18 protein-coding genes and 1 tRNA gene are annotated in these 18,908 nt (G+C 60.1%); 4 read left to right on the top strand and 15 right to left on the bottom strand.

Annotated features, from left to right (window positions below; genetic code table 11):
• Nucleotides 1-845 (bottom strand): extracellular solute-binding protein (locus QZS13_RS08335; RefSeq protein ID WP_295587843.1); only part of this gene is annotated, 845 nt, incomplete at its 3' end.
• A 269-nt stretch (nucleotides 846-1,114) separates the two neighbouring features.
• Here QZS13_RS08335 and QZS13_RS08340 point away from each other — a divergent pair.
• A complete protein-coding gene (locus QZS13_RS08340) occupies nucleotides 1,115-3,301 on the top strand; it encodes an extracellular solute-binding protein (protein ID WP_295587845.1) in 2,187 nt (728 codons plus the stop codon).
• 321 nt (nucleotides 3,302-3,622) lie between these two features.
• On the opposite strand, the gene QZS13_RS08345 is transcribed toward QZS13_RS08340, so the two are convergent.
• The 5 genes from QZS13_RS08345 to QZS13_RS08365 are packed head-to-tail and all read right to left on the bottom strand — an operon-like array spanning nucleotide 3,623 to nucleotide 8,089.
• A complete protein-coding gene (locus tag QZS13_RS08345) occupies nucleotides 3,623-4,831 on the bottom strand; it encodes a hypothetical protein (protein ID WP_295587847.1) in 1,209 nt (402 codons plus the stop codon).
• Nucleotides 4,828-5,976, bottom strand: a complete 1,149-nt coding sequence (locus QZS13_RS08350; RefSeq protein WP_295587850.1) for a hypothetical protein — start codon at nucleotides 5,974-5,976, stop codon at nucleotides 4,828-4,830. The genes QZS13_RS08345 and QZS13_RS08350 overlap by 4 nt, the downstream gene beginning before the upstream one ends.
• Nucleotides 5,973-6,824 carry an ABC transporter ATP-binding protein gene (locus QZS13_RS08355; protein WP_295587852.1) on the bottom strand — a complete coding sequence of 284 codons (852 nt, stop codon included), beginning with the start codon at nucleotides 6,822-6,824 and terminating at the stop codon, nucleotides 5,973-5,975. Before QZS13_RS08355 ends, QZS13_RS08350 begins: the two co-directional genes overlap by 4 nt.
• On the bottom strand, nucleotides 6,811-7,566 hold the full coding sequence (locus QZS13_RS08360) for a hypothetical protein (RefSeq protein ID WP_295587854.1): 756 nt from the start codon (nucleotides 7,564-7,566) through the stop codon (nucleotides 6,811-6,813). Before QZS13_RS08360 ends, QZS13_RS08355 begins: the two co-directional genes overlap by 14 nt.
• Nucleotides 7,559-8,089 (bottom strand): RNA polymerase sigma factor, encoded by a 531-nt coding sequence (locus tag QZS13_RS08365; protein WP_295587856.1) that lies wholly within the window; start codon nucleotides 8,087-8,089, stop codon nucleotides 7,559-7,561. The genes QZS13_RS08360 and QZS13_RS08365 overlap by 8 nt, the downstream gene beginning before the upstream one ends.
• Before the next feature lie 472 nt (nucleotides 8,090-8,561).
• Between QZS13_RS08365 and QZS13_RS08370 the strand changes: the two genes are divergently transcribed.
• Nucleotides 8,562-8,804: a hypothetical protein gene (locus QZS13_RS08370; protein ID WP_295587858.1), complete on the top strand. Its 243-nt coding sequence runs from the start codon at nucleotides 8,562-8,564 to the stop codon at nucleotides 8,802-8,804.
• A gap of 142 nt (nucleotides 8,805-8,946) precedes the next feature.
• Here the strand turns inward: QZS13_RS08370 and QZS13_RS08375 are convergent, their stop codons facing one another.
• The 3 genes from QZS13_RS08375 to QZS13_RS08385 all read right to left on the bottom strand — a co-directional run bounded on the left by QZS13_RS08375 (nucleotide 8,947) and on the right by QZS13_RS08385 (nucleotide 12,108).
• On the bottom strand, nucleotides 8,947-9,555 hold the full coding sequence (locus QZS13_RS08375) for a hypothetical protein (RefSeq protein ID WP_295587860.1): 609 nt from the start codon (nucleotides 9,553-9,555) through the stop codon (nucleotides 8,947-8,949).
• A gap of 99 nt (nucleotides 9,556-9,654) precedes the next feature.
• Complete coding sequence (locus QZS13_RS08380) at nucleotides 9,655-11,742, bottom strand: M56 family metallopeptidase (protein ID WP_295587862.1); 2,088 nt, start codon at nucleotides 11,740-11,742, stop codon at nucleotides 9,655-9,657.
• Nucleotides 11,743-11,745: 3 nt separating this feature from the next.
• Nucleotides 11,746-12,108 carry a BlaI/MecI/CopY family transcriptional regulator gene (locus tag QZS13_RS08385; protein ID WP_295587864.1) on the bottom strand — a complete coding sequence of 121 codons (363 nt, stop codon included), beginning with the start codon at nucleotides 12,106-12,108 and terminating at the stop codon, nucleotides 11,746-11,748.
• A gap of 245 nt (nucleotides 12,109-12,353) precedes the next feature.
• On the opposite strand from QZS13_RS08385, the gene QZS13_RS08390 reads away from it, so the two are divergent.
• Nucleotides 12,354-12,485, top strand: a complete 132-nt coding sequence (locus QZS13_RS08390; protein ID WP_295587866.1) for a hypothetical protein — start codon at nucleotides 12,354-12,356, stop codon at nucleotides 12,483-12,485.
• A 380-nt stretch (nucleotides 12,486-12,865) separates the two neighbouring features.
• Here QZS13_RS08390 and QZS13_RS08395 read toward each other — a convergent pair whose 3' ends face one another.
• Entirely contained in the window at nucleotides 12,866-13,612 is a 747-nt protein-coding gene (locus tag QZS13_RS08395) for a hypothetical protein (protein ID WP_295587868.1), read from the bottom strand.
• A gap of 645 nt (nucleotides 13,613-14,257) precedes the next feature.
• Between QZS13_RS08395 and QZS13_RS08400 the strand changes: the two genes are divergently transcribed.
• Nucleotides 14,258-14,503, top strand: a complete 246-nt coding sequence (locus QZS13_RS08400) for a hypothetical protein (RefSeq protein ID WP_295587871.1) — start codon at nucleotides 14,258-14,260, stop codon at nucleotides 14,501-14,503.
• A 578-nt stretch (nucleotides 14,504-15,081) separates the two neighbouring features.
• Here the strand turns inward: QZS13_RS08400 and QZS13_RS08405 are convergent.
• From QZS13_RS08405 to QZS13_RS08425, 5 genes are all read right to left on the bottom strand, one after another.
• A tRNA-Thr gene (locus QZS13_RS08405) sits at nucleotides 15,082-15,157 on the bottom strand.
• Nucleotides 15,158-15,820: 663 nt separating this feature from the next.
• A complete protein-coding gene (gene tsaD / locus QZS13_RS08410; protein ID WP_295587874.1) occupies nucleotides 15,821-16,828 on the bottom strand; it encodes a tRNA (adenosine(37)-N6)-threonylcarbamoyltransferase complex transferase subunit TsaD in 1,008 nt (335 codons plus the stop codon).
• Nucleotides 16,829-16,843: 15 nt separating this feature from the next.
• Complete coding sequence (locus QZS13_RS08415) at nucleotides 16,844-17,437, bottom strand: N-acetyltransferase (protein WP_295587875.1); 594 nt, start codon at nucleotides 17,435-17,437, stop codon at nucleotides 16,844-16,846.
• Entirely contained in the window at nucleotides 17,385-17,897 is a 513-nt protein-coding gene (rimI, locus tag QZS13_RS08420) for a ribosomal protein S18-alanine N-acetyltransferase (protein ID WP_295587877.1), read from the bottom strand. The genes QZS13_RS08415 and rimI overlap by 53 nt, the downstream gene beginning before the upstream one ends.
• 27 nt (nucleotides 17,898-17,924) lie before the next feature.
• A partial coding sequence (locus tag QZS13_RS08425) for a DNA polymerase (protein WP_295587879.1) occupies nucleotides 17,925-18,908 on the bottom strand: 984 nt, incomplete at its 5' end.

The raw sequence follows: 18,908 nt of genomic DNA on the forward strand, positions 1-18,908 counted from the left end.
GTGTTGGGACCGCCGTTGATGATGGCCGCGCCGCCGATCTCATAGGCGGTCTGCTTGGGGATGATCAGCTTGAGGGGATAGCCCTCCTGCTGGGTCTTGAAGCTGTCGTGGGCCCAGGCAATGGAGGCGATGAACTCACCGGTGGCAACGGGGCTGATCACGTCGCCGGCGCCCTGATAGTAGTGATGGACGTTCTTGTCCAGTTCCTTCAGGTACTCCCAGGCGGCGTCCTCGCCCAGTCGGAAAATCTGGCAGGCAGCCGCAATATAGGCGCCGCCCGCAGTGGTGGGATTGGACCAGACAAACACGTCCTTATAGGCCGGGTCCAGCAGATCGTCCCAGGTGACGGGCTCCGCCACGCCCTGCGGCGCCAGCTCTTCCTGGAAGCGGTCCTCGTTGATGATGATGCTCAAAACGCCCATGTACCAGCCCTGCCAGAGATGGTTGGGGTCATTGAACCGCTCGTCCAGGTCGTCGTTGTTGGGAGAGTCATATTCCAGGAAAGCGCCGGCGTCCGCCAAAGAGCCGTACAGGTCCACGGAACCGCCCACCAGGAAGTCCGCCTGGGGGTTGTTCATCTCCGCCTGCACGCGGGCCACGGCGTCGCCGCCGCCCAGGGAGATGTACTCGATTTCAATGCCGGTGTCCTTCTTGAACTGATCTGCAATGGCAATGGTGTTGTCCTCGTTCAAAGCGGAATAGACCACCAGCTTTCCGCCGGTTTCGGCAGTTCCGCTCCCCCCATCCGTTTCGGCAGCATTGTTTCCGCCTGTGTCTCCACCGCAGCCGGCCAGGAGAGTAAGACACATGAGCGCCGCAAGCGCCAAGCTGAAGAACTTTTTCATACGTGACATCTCCTTTTCATTCAATTATCCTTTTGCCGAGGATTTGGTTCGTCCCTTCTGATATCAACGTATCACCAAAATTGGAACGTGTCAATTTATTTCTTTCCGTTTTTCGCCTATAAATGCACAATTCTTACAAATTGAACATTGTACATTTGATTTCATTGTCTATATTAACCATTTTTCTGACAGAGCATTTTGACTTGTCAGCCGCCTTCCAACATAGTAAAATAAGGTCATAAAACACCGACGGCAAAGGAGGCGGCACCATGCCCACCATCAAGGACATCGCCCGGGAAGCAGGCGTTTCCCACGGTACGGTTTCCAACGTCATCAATGGTCGCGGCAATGTCAGTGTGGAAAAAATTCGCCTGGTCTGGCAAGCGGCGGAAAAGCTGGGCTACAAAGTCAACACCAAGGCCCAGAGCCTGCGGCTCGGAAAGGGCCGCGCGATTGCCGTGCTGCTGCCCGGGATCGAATATACACATTGGGCCGCCATGTACGAGGTCTTTCAAAGCGAATTTTCCCAAAAAGGGTACTCCGTACAGCTCTACTCCACCCGTTCCATGGAGAGCAGGGAGCTGTCCATGCTGGCCGAGGCACTCAACGCCCGCTTCAGCGCAATCATCACCAGCACCTGCCTGACGGACGCCCTCGCTCGTTATCGGGCGGAGGCCCCGGATCTGCCGTTGGTCTTTCTGCAGCGGGAAGGGCCGGAGCAGCCGGACGTGATGTACGCAGGCTTTGATCCCGGGCAGGCGGGCCGGGACATCGCGTCCTATATCCGCGCCCGGGGCGGGAAGCGGATCGGTGTCTTCACCGAAGCCGCGGAGCTGCCGGATGCGGCCTTGTTTATCCGGGCAGTCCGCGCCCACTGCCAGGATGCAGAGGCAGTCAGCTTTCTGGATTGCCGCAATTACCAGGTAGGCCTGCGGGCCTTCGAGTTCTTTGACAGCAGCCAAAGTTATGATTATATTGTGTGTTCGGATCGGCGCAGAGAAGACGCCGTCCGGGCGGCCTGCGCCTACTCCAGCCAGGCTCCGCTGCCGCGCTTCGTCACGCTGGCCGCAAAGGCCGCGGTGACAGACCCGGAATCCTCGGTCTACGAGCTGGACTACAAGCGCCTGGCCCACAAAATCGTAAAGCAGCTTCTTTCCCGGCTGGAACAGGGAAAGCCCCTGCCGGGGAAGCTGCACATGGAAAACGACGGGTTCCGCAGCATGCAGGCGCCATCCGTTCATTTGCAGGCGAAAACCCTGCGGATCCTGACGATGGCTTCCCCCTCCACGACTGCACTGGCCCGGCTGGCACCCCATCTGGAGAAAACCTCCGGTATCCATCTGGATCTGACGGTCCTGCCCTCTTTGCGGGATGTGTACCGCGCGATCCAGTCTCCCGCCTGCAGCCGGTACGATTTGATCCGCATGGACGTGGCCTGGCTGGACGAGCTTGGAACGGCGGTGTACCGCCCCCTCGCACAGATTCCCTTTGATTGGGATGCCCTGCTGTCCCGGACCATTCCGGAGCTGGGGCAGCATTTTACCACCGCCCACGGCGTCCGCTGCTGCGTTCCCTATGACCCCAGCATCCAGCTGCTTTTCTACCGGCGGGATCTGTTCACCGATCCCACCTACAAGCGGATGTATTTTGAGGCCTCCCGGGAGGAGCTTGCAGTCCCCAGAACTTTCACCGACTATAATCGCATTGCCTCCTTCTTCACGCGAAGCTGCAACCCCGCCTCCCCGACCCAGTATGGTTCCACCGTGGCCATCGGCAACGTTGTCGTGAGCCCCAGCGAATTCATGCCCCGTCTGTTTGCCGAGGGCGGGCAGCTTCTGGACAGCCAGGGCCGCATCACCCTGGACACGCCGGAGGCTCTGCGGGCGCTGAAAAACTACCGGGAGACATTTTCTTATTCAGATCGGACCATCTACGATTTCTGGAAGAATGCCCTGGAGGGATTTGCCGACGGGTCCGCCGCCATGACCGTCGTATTTATCAACTACGCCTCCCACATTTTAAATTCTCAAATGTCCCGGATCGCCGGGAAGCTGGGATTCGACCCCGTTCCCGGCGGCAGGCCCCTGCTGGGAGGCGGCGTGATCGGCATCACCCGGGGCTGCACCTGTCCGGAGACGGCCTGTGCCTTTTTCCAATGGCTATATGCCGATCTGGTGGCGCCGGTGTTTACCATGCTGGGGGGCCTCTCCCCCTGCCGGTCCGCATACAGCAACCGGGACATCAGCGAACAGTACCCCTGGCTCTCTACCGCCCGGAAGAGCTTCCCCACAGCGCAGCGCCGAAGCAGCAGCACCTACTATCAAAACTTCAGTGAGCTCCAGTTGGAAACCATCCTGGCCTCCCGGGTGCAGCAGGCAGTTTTGGGCGTATGTTCTCCGGAAGAGGCCCTCAAGCAGGCCCAGGTGGACTGTGACAGTTATTTTCAGCCCTGGTAAAGCAAAAGGGCCTGCGGGAAAACGGACGGCTGCGGAAAAAGCAGAGGAGGAAACGCCCCGGTCCCAGCGGCTCCGCGGTGCGGGGCAAATTTCCCGCCACCTGAAAGCCGCAGCTTTTATATGGCAGCTACATGGCAAAACGCCCCGAAAACCATGGTTTTCGGGGCGTTTTTTACCAAAAATCAGCAGGTCTGGAAACTTTTGGGGAGTACCGCTCCCGCATCATTTCTCCCACCGCTCCGCAGTATGGGCCGCGGTGCGCGGGTCTGGTTCCGCAATGCGATCAGGAGGCCTGCTGAAATCTTTGTCCAAGGAGCTTGTTCAAAACAGCTCCCGGTTTCTCTGCCGTCGGCAGGTCAGGGCGCAGAGTAGGATGCTGACCGCCAGAAGCCCGGCGGCCACCGCCGCCTCCGTTCCTTTCGGCAGCCAGGGGCCGCCCTCCCAGAGACGCCGGAAGCAGAAGGGCTGGTCCAGGAGCCAGCTGCCCAGCACCGCTCCCACCGCCACAAACAGCGGCAGGGCCTTAAGCAGCATGGCGATGTAATTGCCGCTGTACTGGGAGAGGAACACCGTGAGGCCGGCGGCCGCCAGGGACAGCGCCAGGATCAGTCCCGTCAGCACCACGAAATAGGTCCCGTAGGTCCAGTCGAACCAGGGCGAGCCCCAGGTCCAGATCCCGGCCAGGCCGCAATCCCGAAACTGCAGCGGCTTTTGCGCCAGGAAGGGAACGGCATAAATGACGAGATTGAGGATCGTCAGCACCAAAGCCGAGCACAGGGCCGCCGTCATCTGGGTGGTCAGGATCGACCGGCCCCGGCGGGAAGTCCACTGCATGGCCCGGGTCCTGCGCAGCCGGTCCCGCACCAGCGTGGGCGAGAGTAGCAGCACAATGCTCAAAACGCACCACACCGCCAGGTCCTTCCCATACTCCCGGGTGGAGCCCTTGACGGAGAACGCAAGCAGGGAGTGGGCCCGCTCCGGTTGAGCCAGCTGCTCCGCCCGCCGGATCATTGCCTCCGGCTGTCCCTCTGCCTTTCTGTCGGAGCGTTCCAGGGCGCTTTGCTCTTCCCGGGTGTCATACAGCTCCATGGTATTTTGAATTTCGTTGATGCGGTACCAGTTGGTGCCGCTGTACACCCGTTGGACCAGAAACTCCCGGTCCATGTCCGCCTCACCGTCAGACGCTGCGGTGTCGGAGCGGTAATCCTCCACGAATTGACAAAAAGCCTCGTAGTCCGTCAGGCCCGCCGCGGCGGCCTCCGGGATGGCGGCGATCTGCCGGTCAAAGGCCTGGAGCTCCTCCGCCAGCTGGCCGTCCAGCGACTCCCGCTCCTCTATCTCCAGGGTGGGGCCGTACTCCGCCACCCACTCCGAAGCCAGCTGAAAATTGGCCTGGGCGCTGGGGCCGTTGCAGAAGTATTCAATGTAGAACTCCGGGAACATCCAATAGTACACCGCCCCCAGCAGCAAGATTGCCGCCAGGATGCCGGGCCGCCAGATCTTCCGCAGTTCCCACGCCAAAAGCCTCATATCATCACATCCTTTCTCCGGAAGCGGCGCAGAGCCAGGGCCGTCCCGGCACTGAGCAGCAGCAGGTTTCCCCCTGTGGCAATGGTCTCCTGCCAGGGCAGCACCGCGCTGAGGCCCAGCTCCGTAAACCAGCCGCCGCAGCAGAGCCACACCAGCGGGAGCTGGAAGCAGGAAAGCATATATCCCACCCACAGCGGGAAATTTCCCAGCACGGATGTAATCCCCAGTCCGCCGAAGCACAGCAGGCCCAGCGCCAGCGCCGCCAGATAGGGGCTGCGGACCAGGGTGCCGCAGAGGGCTGCCAGCAGGGAAAATGATGCCGTCAGCGCCGCCCCCAGGGCCAGGGCCGCCGCCAGATACTCCGCCACGGTGAAGTCCCCCCAGGTGAGGAAGGGGCGCACCAGCAGCATGTCCGTGAGGTAGTTGAACTGACTGGAGACGCTGGCGCTCCAGACGCCGCCGTAGTCGAACCGGGCGAAGTAGAATCCCAGGGCGGGCACAGCCGTCAGGGCCAGGAATACGGGAGACGCCGCCAGAGAGGCCAGGACCTTGGTCCGCCGCAGATCCCGCCCGGTCCGGGAGGCACAGGTGAGGCTCTCCGTGTGGTGCATCCCCTCGTAGCCCAGAAGGTACAGCGTCCCCAGCATGGCGGCAATGGCCGCCTCCCCCAGGATGGCGCGCATCAGCGTGCCGAAGAGGAACTGGTGGCTTCCCTGGGTGACGGGCCCGGCGTACAGGTCCATGCCCGCCTCCGTCCGGGCCAGGTGCTCCACCCGGGCGGACAGGGCGTCGTATTTCCGGGCCATCCACGACGCAGCCGTGGGAGAATCTTTCACCACGTCCGTGTAGAACTCCTTCAGTATACCGGTGTCGTAGGCCGCAAAATTGTTCTCCAGGCCGGTGACCGACCGGAGCAGGATGCTTCGGTTCTCCGTCTCCGGCAGGGCAGACAGCCCCTCTCGAAATGTCTCATCCACCCGCTGGCCCAGAAGGGCGGCGTCCGCGGAGGTATCGTTGAAAAAGGCCCGGTCCTGCTCCGAGAGGGTGCAGATCAGCAGCGCGTTGAACAGAAGGCTCAGCGCCAGGAACGCCCACAGGGCCGGCAGGCGGAAGAGCTTGCGCCACTCGTACACGGCGAGGCTCATGACTGCCTCTCCCGGTAGATGGCGAGGAACGCGTCCTCCAGCCCCGGCGTCACAGGATGGGCCCCGGCGGGCGGCGTTTCCGTCAGGATGCGCAGCACCGGCCCCGTCTCCCCCTGCCCCTCGCTGAGCAGGAACTGGTCCAGCCCCAAAGGCGTTCCCGCCGGGATCTGAAAGACCTTCCCGTGGAACCGGGCGCAGATATTGGCGGGGGTATCGCAGCAGTAGAGCCGGTGGTCCCGGAACATGACGATCTGCCCGGCGATGGTCTCCACGTCGGAGACGATGTGGGTGGACAGCAGCACAATCCGGTCCTCCGCCAGGGCGTGGAGCAGGTTCCGGAACCGCACCCGCTCCCGGGGGTCCAGCCCGGCGGTAGGCTCGTCCAGAATCAGCAGCCGGGGGTCGTTGAGCATGGCGCAGGCGATGCCCACCCGCTGGATCATGCCGCCGGAGAACTTACGGAGCTTCCGGTCCCCGTCCGCCCCCAGGCCCACCAGCTCCAAAAGGCGGCTGATGCGTCCCTCCGCCTCCCGCTTGGGGATGCACTGGAGGGCAGCCGCGTACCGCAGGAACTGCCGGGGGGTGTAGTTGGGATAGTACCCGAACTGCTGGGGCAGGTACCCCATAAGGCCCCGGTACTCCGCCCCCAGGGCCAGGATGTCCTCCCCGTCCCAGAGGATCTGCCCCTTGGTGGGAAACAGGAGGGTGGCGAGCATTTTCATCAACGTGGTCTTTCCGGCGCCGTTGGGGCCCAGCAGCCCGTAGACGCCTGGAGAGAAGGTCAGGGAGATATCCTCTAACGCGGTGAAATCTCCATACCGCTTTGTGACGTGTTCAACCGAGAGCATAGTTGGTTCCTCCTTCTGCGGGCCGCCGGCAGAAGCGGCGCAGCTCCGCGAAATACAATGCCAGAGCGGCGGCGGTGAGCAGGCAGAACAGCACCGTGGGCACCCCATCCAGCCACCGGGCGGCCCGCTCCCACAGCAGCGGAACAATCCCCAGTGCCGCCCAGGCCGCCGGGGCCGTCAGCAATCCGGCGATCCCCCGCAGCCGCAGGCAGCAGAGGGACAGCGCCCCGTACAGGCACAGACCGGAAACCGACAGGGCTACCATCCAGGAAAGAGAGACGGTACCGCCCGCCAGATACCACAGCAATAGGTTGGCCGGCACGCACACCAGCACCGACACGCTCCCGAATACCAGCATCCGCAGGGCCGTCACGGCCCGCAGGGACACCCGGCAGGTCTGCCGCCACTCCAGCGTGCCGGACTGGGCCTCCTTCCAGGCAGTCAGCAGGTGGAGCGCGGCGTACAGCGCCGGGGAGAGCAGAAACAGCGCCGGGCCCAGAGGGCCCTGCCGGGCCGCCGCGGCCACCGCCGGCAGCAGGCACAAAACCAGAAACAGCGCCGAGAGGAACAGGCAGTCCGCCGTGCCGAAAAACAGGGTGCGGAATCCCACCGCCCGGAGGGTCTCTCTCAGCGTGTGCCGGAAACCCGGCCGGACCGGAAGCCCGGCGTCCAGGATGCGGGTCACGGCAGCATCCTTTTCCGCGGCGGTCGGCATGGGGATCTCGTTCCAGCGGTCATTCATGTGGATCAAACTCCTCTCTCAAACGCCCCAGCAAGCGGTAATAGCGGGACTTCACCGCCGCCTCCGGCTCCCCCAGGGCGGCGGCGATCTCCGGAAAGGACTGCTCTGCGTAAAGGCGCAGGCGAAACACCGCCTGCCACTGGGGGTCCAGACCGGAGACATAGGCTTCGATCTGTTCCAGCAGCGCCCGGTCCTGGCTCCGGGCGGCGAAGTCCTCCTCCGACGGCACCTCCAGTTCCTCCAGAGGCAGGGGCCTCAGGCGGGAGCGGCGGCGGGCGTCGATGACCTTGTTGGCGGCGATCCGGTAAAGCCAGGTGCGAAACGTCCCCCGCTCCGCCCGGTAGGCAGGCAGTGCCCGCAGCATGGCCAGGAAAATGGACTGGGTCAGGTCCATGGCGTCCTCTTTATGGCCGGTCTGGCGGTAGACAAAGCGGTAGATCTCGTCGTAGTGGGCCCGGATCAGATGATCCGCCGCCGTCCGGGAGCCCTTGCGCTGTATCTCCCGGATCCATTGCTCTTCCACTGCCTCACCGCCTTTCCGACTATATATTCGCTCAATAGGGTACCATCGTTTCAGAAAAAGGAGAAGAAATTTTTGCCGCAGTTCAGCACTTGCCTCCGGGGCCAAAACGCGCAGGATCTGCGCCGCCGCAAACAAGACAGGGGCCCCGGGAGACGGAAAACGAGACAAGGCGCTTTTGCAGACGCCGGACCGGCGCGGGCAGGAGCAACTGCTGAAGCCGGCAGCCGGCCGTCTCCCGCTCCGGGGAGTACACGGTTGCAAAGCGGCTGTGGTCCCAGCTGTCCGCCAAACCCAATATCCGGCCCTCCACGGCGCCCCGGACCGGGCAGTAAAGGATATGCTCTATCCGGAGTCGGTCAGTGGAATTTGAAAAAGCGAGCTGGCAGCCCTGCGGCGGGCGGGCCTGAATATCACCGAGAAAACCATCTTCGTCAGCAAGCAAGCCGCCAAAGACGAGGACAACAAGCTGATCGTGGCCCGCCCCAAAACTGAGAACTCCGTCCGTCAGATCTCCATCCCACAGGAGGCGGTGGACCTGCCGGTCCGGGAACACGCCAAGTACCTGAACACTCCCTGGCTCTTCCCCTCCTCCCGCACCGGAGGTATGTACCATCCGGACTCGGCGGCTACCCTCCGCGCCTACACCCACACCACCCGCCAGAAACAGGACGAGGCAGCCCAGACCATAGGGAACCTCATGGCGCAGGTGCGGTAAAAACGCCTCCAGAAAGCAGCACAGCGCACCGGGCGGGAAGTTCCCGTCCGGTGCGCTTGATTACTCCCGTGCGAGCCCAACAGCATGGGTCGCACAGGAAACGGAGGCACACAAAAGCGGCAAAACTACGCCGCAATTTGCATTATCTGTAAGCCACGCAATGATAATGTCTTCCGAAACACTCTTGCAGCATCTGGCGCAAGGCGCCGAAGGTTTTCGTGTCATATTTAGCGGCATCTAAGTATATGGCTGGAGGAATCTGTCCCATTGCCCAAAAAAATATGCCGGTGTTACATTCATAGATATCTGAAATCGGCATCCCCATCCATGTGTAGCCATCTTTTCGAAAGTTTTTCCTAGAGCACTTCGATGCATGGATAACGGCTGGCACATAGTAATGAACAGCGCTTCCTGTATCGGAAGAAATCACCATCCGATCCTCATAAATATAAACCCGTATGGTGTCATTCCCCCGAATTCCCGAGCGATAGAGAAAGAGCCGAAACGTCCATTTCCCCAGATAAGGAATCAAGAAAAACCAAAGCGCAGTGAATATGAGGAAACAAACTACATAACGGATTTTAACAGAGAGAGGGGCACCATATACGAATAACAAAATTATCAAGCCGGAATAAATGACGCATATGGGTAAAAACCACTCCCAGAATTTCTTGGGACATTCTCGCAGGAAAGACCGATAATAGGAAATCGTTCGCCATTCCTCCGGCTCCAATATAAAAAAATAGTTCATCGCAAGCCCCCCAATAATCCGGCCCCAGCGAAGCCAAACATTCTGTCAACCGTCCCTCATGGGAAACGACATCCCTGCTGCCGCAAAGCAGGATTCTTCCTATCGTTCCGCCGCGATATAGATCTGCGATCCGGCATCATCTGCGCCCCCTTTTGTATCAGGCTGGCCGTCGTACAGGGGACTTACCGAGAAGAGGATTTGATCCCCCAGGGGCAGAAGGCTGTCCTGTATCTGCCCCGGGAGCAGAATTCCCTGCGAATAGTTTCCATTGCGATCACAGAAGTAACACGGGAGTGAAACGGATGCATCCCCGTGGGCCGCAGATAGATCCGGACAGACCTCCACCTCATAGCCCGCCGGTGTTCCCGCACAAATGCCCGGCAAAAACTGAGCCAGGTCCATGCGCTCCACCAGCGATGCAAACTCCTCCAGAAGGAGGGGAGACCCATCCTCCCCGTCCGCATCGGGCCATGTGATCGTACTCATCCCGCGGGCTCCCTGATAGAGGAGCATCCGTCCGTCGGCGCGAAGCGTACCGCAGTAATATTCATCCCCTTCGCTCCGCTTCAGGGCCCACATCTGCAGCGTCACATCGGCAAGACCGCCGCCCGCATCCAGGATCAGGCGGGACGCGCCGCCAGCCAGAAGATAGACATCGCCTTGTGTGGGAACTTCCACTTTTGCCTGCTGGACAAGGCTGCCCAGGTCCATGGAAACGACTTCCGTTCCGATCTCTCTGAACGAGGCAGCGATCTCCCGCATCTCCGGCAAAACCTCCTCATGGGCATCATCCCAGATCAGGACGACCATATGGTAGGGGCGGCTGCCCCGGTCGGTGAAATAGACCTCCTTGTGGCGGCCGTCCGCCATATCGGCAGAGATCAGGAAGGAAAATGGGCTGTCTGCCGGAAGCGTGGCGGTCTGATCGGAATAGTCCAGGCAGGTACGGTCAATCGCCTCATAGTTGCTCACCGCCCGATCAGGAGGCAGATCCGGGGTCATATAGAAAACTTCGAGGGCAGCGCCCTGGGCATCCAGGATCCAGTCGTCATATCCCTCATGTTCCTCCAGTTCCCAGCGTTCCGCATCCAGCGAAATTTGATAGTTGTCCCGCAGCTGAAGCAGTTCACTGGCGGGATCTGACGGCTCCACCGCCTCAGCGGAAGACTGTGGTCCTTCACTCTGCGGAGGCTCCTCATCCGGCGCACTCTGCGGATTCACCGCGCAGGCGGCGATGACCGCGGCGCAGACCGCCGCCCCCGCCAGCACCGCCCACAGCCGGGGCCGCTTCCATTTCAGCACATTCACCACCCGCTCCCGGGTGTCCCCCTCGCCGAAGGCCAACGGCGCTCCGGCGATAATGTTCCGCCCCGTGGCAAGGCGCAGGAGAGACGCAGAGTAGTCCGCCCGGACGGCCTCCCCCAGCTTCTGCATCACCGCCTCGTCGCAGCTCATCTCCATGTCCCTGCCCAGCAGCACGAAAGAAAGCCACACCAACGGGTTGAACCAGTGGATGCAAAGGGCCAAAAACGCCAGCAGCTTCACCACATGGTCCAGCCGCCGGATGTGGTGGCGCTCATGGAGCAGGATGTAGCCCCGCTCCCCCTCCGGCAGGGCGGAGGGCAGGTAGATTTTCGGCCGGACCAGGCCCAGCACGAAGGGCGTGCCGATGTGGTCCGCCAGGTACACGCCCCTCTCCAGAGGCACCGCCCCCACCAGCCGCCGGCGCAGGCGGAGCAGGGACGCCACGCCGCAAATCACCATGGCAGCCGCGCCCGTCAGCCAGACGATGGCAATGGCGATCGGCGCCTCCAGGGGATCGGCCGCCGTCTGTTCCTCCCCCTGGGGCAGGGCCCCCGTGATGGCCTCACCGATCCCGGGGACCGGGAGCTCCACCGTGGGGGCCGGGTCATGCACCACGTCCCGGGGCACATAGGCCGCTGCGCTGGTGTGGGCCGTCACCTCCGTCACCGGCGTGTCCAGCAGGCCCATCAGGGAAATATTTGCCGTCAGCGACACCGGGCACAGCAGCCGGAACAGCACCACCAGCCACAGGGCATAGGAGCAGATCCGGGGCGCCCGCCGCAATGCCAGCCGCGCCAAAAGAACCAGAACGATCACCACGCTGCCGGTGATGGTCATGTTCAAAATGATGGGCAGCAGCTCATAGGTTAGGAAATCTCCCATGGCTCACCCCTCCCGGCTCTGGTCGATCAGCTTTTGCAGCTGATGAATTTCCTCCTCCGACAGCTTCTTCCGGCTGGTGAAGGCGGCGAGAAACGCCGGCAATGACCCGTCGAAGGTCTCCTCCACGAACCGCTCCGATTGCATGGCGTGGAATTCCTCTTTGGAGATTGCGGCGGTGACGGTGCCGCCGTCGTTGCGGAACAGTCCCCGGTCACAGAGCTTTTTCAGCACGGTGTAAGTGGTGGACTTCTTCCACGTCAGCTCCTCCCGGCACAGCTTCACCAGCTCCCCGGAGGTCAGGGGCGCATGAGCCCAGATCAGGTCTGCAAAGCGGCTTTCGATGACGCCCAGTTTCGTCTCTTCCATAGGGGCCTCCTTTTTGGTCTATCAAAAATAGACCTATCTGATGTTTGAAGTCTATCACAGATAGACTCGCCCTGTCAAGCCTTCTACCCCTGAACTCTGCCTCTGGCCTGCACACCCTTTCTATGGGGTTTGCTTTGAAACGCTCCCACACCTCAGAATCTGCGCCGCGTAAACAAGGCAGGGGTCCTCGCAGGGGCTGGAAATAGAGCAGGATGTTCTTGCAGGCACTGAAGTCCAGGAGCAAATTGGACAAAATCGCCGCCATGCCGGGCCACTGCGACGCAGGATTCACCCTCCGCACTTACACCCACACTACCCGCCAGAAGCAGAACGAGGCCGCCCAGGCCACGGGCAGCCTCATGACGCAGGTACGATAATCCCCTATCGCCTAAACAGCAACCGTCAAACCCAGAGCGGCAGACGCCGTGGCGCTTCTGTCGCTCTGGGTTTGACGGTTACGGTAGGGCTAATAATTGTAGTCACAATAGCATACGTTATTTTTATGGGGTTTTGTAAAGTCAAGGATGAAGACTGATTGTCTTATTTAAGTAGGGCAAATGGAAACTAAGTCGTTCATGATATAAAGCTCTGAGCTACGCAAGACTTGAAGCAACTCAAATCGATTCACCCGAAGAGGGCCTTATGATGTATAAGAGTTGATGATATCTATGGCGACAGCTGCAAAAGATGGGGCAAAAGTTCATTCGTAAGCGGTAAACATATGGTAAACACATTTTGTATTTATATTAACCTTAAATCAACCTATTTTTTCAAGATAGGTCCCATCATATTGATACTTGCTGCGGAACCACTCGCTGCCGATTTTCTTGTCGGCAGCAAAACACCCGTCTGCGTCATCGAATACCAGCGTATCACAAGAGAGCTGCTCCCTCAAATCTGCAACGCATACTTCTCCAGCATCAACCTTCCATTCATACAGCAAATAGTTCGGGCTTGTGGACAGGCCGCCGTTGGAAATGGTTTCTACTTCCCCGTCTTCATCCACATCGTACTGGCTGCCGGTTCCGGGAAGGGAATAGAGCAGGATCGGCGTATTCTCTCGGATGGTAAAATAGGTCGTTGTGAGGATCTCAAATGCTTCTTCTCGCCTTAACGCATAGACTGCCTCTGCTGCAGATATGGACGTTTTCTGCACCATGGACTCACGCATACGATCCAAATTGCTATCACTGGTTCCCACGAGCCCGAGGTCATAGTTCGTTCCGGCCAATGTCATGGAAAGATAGTAGTGATCGTCGCCGGTCAGCTGATACAGCGTGAACTGCATGCCGTCATACGCAATGGATGTTACTTCCATGTGCTCTTTTTCAAATACAGGCGCCGGCACAGATTGTAATTGCTCCGTCTCAAAGGCGACTTCCTGCCGGGCAGAACGGTTGGATGCAGTGGATTCTGTGTTAGTTTCCGGAGGGTTTAGGGTGTAGTGCCCGACCAATAGGCAGAGGATCAAAAAAAGGAAGCCGAATAAGAGACCTCTTTTCATGGTGCAGCAGCTCCTTCCATATCATGGGACTATATCGATCTTATAAAAATCAGACGACGCCTTTTTCGCATATTTTTTGATTCGCAGTACCAAAAAAATATCATCATGCAACGATGCATATCCCACATAGAAAAGGCAAAAAAGGGAACTTTCATCATAATATAACACGCACTCTAAAAAAAGCAACACATATTAAACTCTCAATTGATTCTGCGCTCCCTGGAGTTCAAATGCCTGATACCCTATGGATGGGGGCTGAAGGGGGATGGACCCACAAACGGGAATCGAGATCAATGAAACGGCTCTGCTATGTATGAACAGTGAATGGATCCAGTAAAAACGGACAGTGACACCCCCATGATGGAAGGACGAGATCGCCTATTGGGTCGTCCCGTCCTTTTTCCTGCTCTGCCGAAAATCTGTCCGATTTGCCGGGAACCTGGAATTCACTGGTTGAGTCTGCCTTCTTATGTTTTTGTTTAGGGAAGTGGCTTCCATGAAAATAGAGAAAAATATTACAGCCATGCTAAAAAGAGAAATGGGCAAGAGCGGTGAATTATGCGGAATGTTCTGCAGAAATTGATATTCCAAGGACAGCCCCTGCAAGGTTATTTGAACGGCACTTCACATCCAAGAGCTGGCTCTATGGAAAATCTCGCGGATAAATCGGGGATCTCTGTGGCAGAACCGGTCTCCGGTAAGGAACATTCTGTATCTGCGGGCGATTCTGATTATGACCAGATGCTCTCCACCATTCCAGCTCTCCACCCCAAGATCCCGCCTGCCGCTCAGCAAGCAGCTTCACTGATGAAGCTCCTGTTCCAACCGTCCGAGGATCTGTGTGCCGCAGAGAATATGGACATTGATATGCCGTGCCAGGACGCAGGCTAGCTATACTGCCTTCATGAGATGTGGGATCCATTCCGCCGCAGCTTGTCCTATGGAATTCTGGCATAAAACGTGCATGCACGGAAGCTGGTTTACGATTGCAAGGGTGGCCCCTTTCTCTGGCAGCAGATCTGCTGTCCTTGGCTTAATTGACCAGTGCACCAGATCGCAGCTCGCCCCAGAACATCTTTTGGATGTGGTGCAAGACTCCTTGACTCAGCAGGTACCCGCCACTTAATAGCTTTGCTTTCAGGGGTGACCGAATTTCGGTCACCCTTTCCTCTATCCGGCACAATTTCTTTGCTGCTCCGTTTGACGCTTACCCTAAACAAAACAGCGCACCGGTTGGGAACTTCCCTGCCGGTGCGCTTTATTACTCCCGTGCGAGCCCAACAGCGTGGGTCGCGCGGGAAACGGAGGCACAGTGAAAGGAGCGAGCTTTGCCCCAACGGGCAAAGCGAGGGATCTGGAACTTGTGCCGACGCGGGTCACGGTGTGGGTCTAGGTCTAACCGCCCTCTCAAAGTCAGAACTTTTTACATAGCAAAACACCCCGAAAACGATTGTTTTCGGGGTGTTTTGTGGAGCTAGTGGGGTGACTCGAACACCTGACCTGCTGATTACGAATCAGCTGCTCTACCGACTGAGCTACACTAGCACATGCCGCGGCAGGGCCACCGGGCCCTCTGCGGTTGGAACAAGAGGTATCTTACCATAAATTCCGGTCAGCGTCAACAGGTTTTTCCCGATTTTGCAGCGCCGCCATACAGCGCCGGCGTATATTACGTTTTGTATTTTTGCAGGAAATCCTGCAAGTTTTTCTCCGGCATTTTTTGCTTTTTCGCGGTTTTTCGACGGGTTCTGTCTGTCAATGACGTAAAATCTCAAAAAAATTGTCGTCGCAATTTTACAAAAATTATACCGTTCCCCAAAATTTCAACGGCTTTCCGCCTGCCGGATTTTTGGTTTTCATTTACATAATTTTTTCTTCCACAATGCTTTACCAAAAGTTATTCACATTCTCCACAGGTTTTTCCACATTTTGATTTCCGTTGTGCCGCAAGGCTTTCGTCGGACATTGTATTTTTTTGGAATCCCTTCAATCCGCGGTTTTCCCCAGTTCTTCGTGGAAAAATATTTTACATAATATTTTTTGCTTTTTCACTTTCTCCGTTTATTTTTTCTCTTTCCTCTGGACACGGCTTTTTTTGCAAACCCGTTTTTCGCCGCCGTCAAAAAAAGCAAGTTCAACCCCTTTACATTCATTTTTTCTCCCGAAAAATATGCAAAAAGACGGCTGCTGCCAGCCGTCTTTTTCCGCTTATTCTCCGATGTCCCGGGTGGCGTAGGCATTGAGATCCATGCCCGCCGTGTGGCCCGCCAAAAACTCGTAATACCCCTGGGCGCCGATCATGGCCCCGTTGTCCCCGCAAAGCCGCAGAGGCGGCAGGTACAGCTTCAGGCCACGCCGGGTGCACTCACGCTCCAGGTCCGCCCGGATGACGGAGTTGGCCGCCACGCCGCCCGCCGCCGCCACGATCTTACGCCCAGTGCGCTCCGCCGCCAGCATGACCCGGGGCACCAGCTCGTCGCTGACCGCCTGGGCAAAGTCCCGGGCCAGGGCCGCCCGGTCCAGATCCTCGCCTACCTGCTGGGCGTGGTGGGCCAGGTTCACCACCGCCGTCTTGAGGCCGGAAAAGCTCATGTCCAGCTCCGCCCCGTCCACGTGGGCGTGGGGCAGCTGGTAGACGCCCCCCTTGGACCCCTGGGCCAGCTTATCCATGGGGGCGCCGCCGGGATAGGGCAGCCCCAGTACCCGGGCCGCCTTGTCGAAGCACTCGCCGGCGGCGTCGTCCCGGGTGGAGCCCAGGATCTCCAGGTCCGTATAGTCCCGCACGTCCACGATCAGCGTATTGCCGCCGGAGATGGCCAGCGCCAGAAACGGCGGCTCCAGCTCCGGGAAGGCCAGGTAGTTGGCCGCGATGTGGCCCCGGATGTGGTGCACCGGGATCAGGGGCACCCCCAGGGCGTAGGCCACGGACTTTGCAAAGCTCACCCCCACCAGCACCGCGCCGATGAGGCCCGGCGCGTAGGTCACCGCCACCGCGTCGATGTCCGCCCGGGTGCAGCCCGCCTGGGCCAGCGCCTGCTCCGTCAGGGCGGCGATGGCCTCCACGTGCTTGCGGGAGGCGATCTCCGGCACCACGCCGCCATAGAGGGCGTGGAGGTCCGCCTGGGAGGCGATGGCGTCCGAGAGAATCTTCCGCCCGTCCTCCACCACCGCCACGGCCGTCTCGTCGCAGGAGGACTCAAATGCCAAAATTTTCATACTCTCACGCTCCTCTCACTCGTCCCAGGGCACCGCTTCCATGGGCGGCGCCGCCGGGTCACGGGGAATATGCACGTAGCGGGCGTACTTGTCCGGGGAGAACCGGTTTTGATAGATGAACCGGTGCTCGTCCATGAGCTCCCGGTCGGGGATCTCCCGGTCCGCCCAGTAGAGGGTCTTGTAGTGGGCGCCGAACACGTCCGTGTCGTACCCGGCCGTCCGGGCGTGGTTGCGGGCATAGAACCCCAGCCGCCGCCGGGCCATCTCCGGGTCCGGGGCGTGGGCCGGGGCCTCGCTCTCCCCCAGGATCACATGGCCCGCCTCCCGCTCCAGCATCTTTTCCAGAATCAGGGCGCCGGTGCCGCCGTTGCGCCGCCGGGCGCACACGCACAGGTAGTCCAGCAGCATCCAGCCCGGATGCCCCAGCCACAAAAAGCACACGCCGGCGATCTCGTCCCCGTCAAAGAGGCACCAGGGCTTATAGCACCCATCCCGCCACATCTCGCCGATGGCACGCAGGGGCTTGAGCTCCTCCGGCGGGAACGAGGCCGTCAGCTCACTGTGGTAGATCGTCTCCACCTGCTGCCAGGTGGGCATCCGCAGCTCCATTGGTATCAAACTCCTTCGTCATGATAATGGCATCCTCCCGGGGATGCTCGTAGTAGTTCTTCCGCCGCCCCACATTTTTAAACCCAAGGCCCTGGTAAAGAGCGATGGCGGGGGCGTTGGAGGCCCGCACCTCCAGCGTCAAAAAGGCCAGCTGGTGGGCCTGGGCAAAGTCTAGGAACACGTGCAGCAGCTTGCCCGCGATGCCTTTTCGGCGGTACTCCGGCCGCACGGCCACGTTGGTGATGTAGCCTTCGTCCAAAATCACCTGCACCCCGGCGTAACCCGCCACATGGCCCTGGCCGTCCAGCGCCACCAGCATGGCCGAGCAGTCGTTTTCCAGCTCCTCGGAGAGCATGTTTCTGGACCAGGGCGTGGAAAAGCACACCCGCTCCAGCTCCGCCACCTCGTCCAGGTGGTCGCCGTTCATGGGAACAATCCGTACATTCAGGGATGTATCCATCCGTAAGCTCCTCTCTTTTTATGGGCCTCAGCCCTTGGCCTCCAGCCAGTTTTTGCCCCAGTGGGCCTCGGCGGTCAGCGGCACCGACAGCGCCGCCACGTGCTCCATCTCCTCTTCCAGCAGCGCCGCCACCGCCGCCGCGTCCTGCTCCGGGCACTCCACGATCAGCTCGTCGTGGACCTGGAGCACCAGCCGGGCCGCGGGCTGCTCCGTGCGCAGCCGCCGCCACACGGCGATCATGGCCAGCTTCATGATGTCCGCCGCCGTGCCCTGGATGGGCATGTTCAGCGCCACCCGCTGGCCGAAGGCGCGCAGGTTGTGGTTGGAGGAATTCAGCTCCGGCAGGTCCCGCCGCCGGTGGAAGAGGGTCTCCACGAAGCCATTTTGCTCCGCCTGCTCCACCACCGCGTCCATATAGTGCCGCACGCCGGGGAACGTGGCAAAGTAGGCGTCCATATAGTCCTTGGCCTCCGCCACGCTGACGCCGATGTCCTGGCTCAGGGAAAAGGCGGAGATGCCGTAGACGATGCCGAAGTTCACCGCCTTGGCCCGGCGGCGCATCTCCGGCGTCACGTCCTCCCGGGATACGTGGAACACCTTGGCCGCCGTCTCGGCGTGGAAGTCCCCGCCGGAGCGGAAGGCGGCCTGCATGCCCTCGTCCCCGGAGATGTGGGCCAGGAGCCTTAGCTCGATCTGGGAGTAGTCCGCGTCCACCAGCACGCACCCCGCCTCCGGCACGAACATGCGCCGGATCTCACTGCCCAGGTCCGTGCGGGTGGGGATGTTCTGGAGGTTGGGCTCCGTGGAGGAAAGGCGTCCGGTGGCCGTCACCGTCATCTGGAAGGAGGTGCGCACCCGGCCGTCCGGGTCCATGGCCTTCAAAAGGCCGTCGGCGTAGGTGGACTTGAGCTTGGCGTACTGGCGGTACTCCAGCACCGCCCCCACGATGGGGGCCTCGTAGCGGAGCTTTTCCAGCACGTCGGCGTTGGTGGACCAGCCGGTCTTGGTCTT

Origin of the sequence: uncultured Oscillibacter sp. (assembly GCF_900546705.1) — a bacterium.
In the GTDB taxonomy this organism is placed as follows: domain Bacteria; phylum Bacillota; class Clostridia; order Oscillospirales; family Oscillospiraceae; genus Oscillibacter.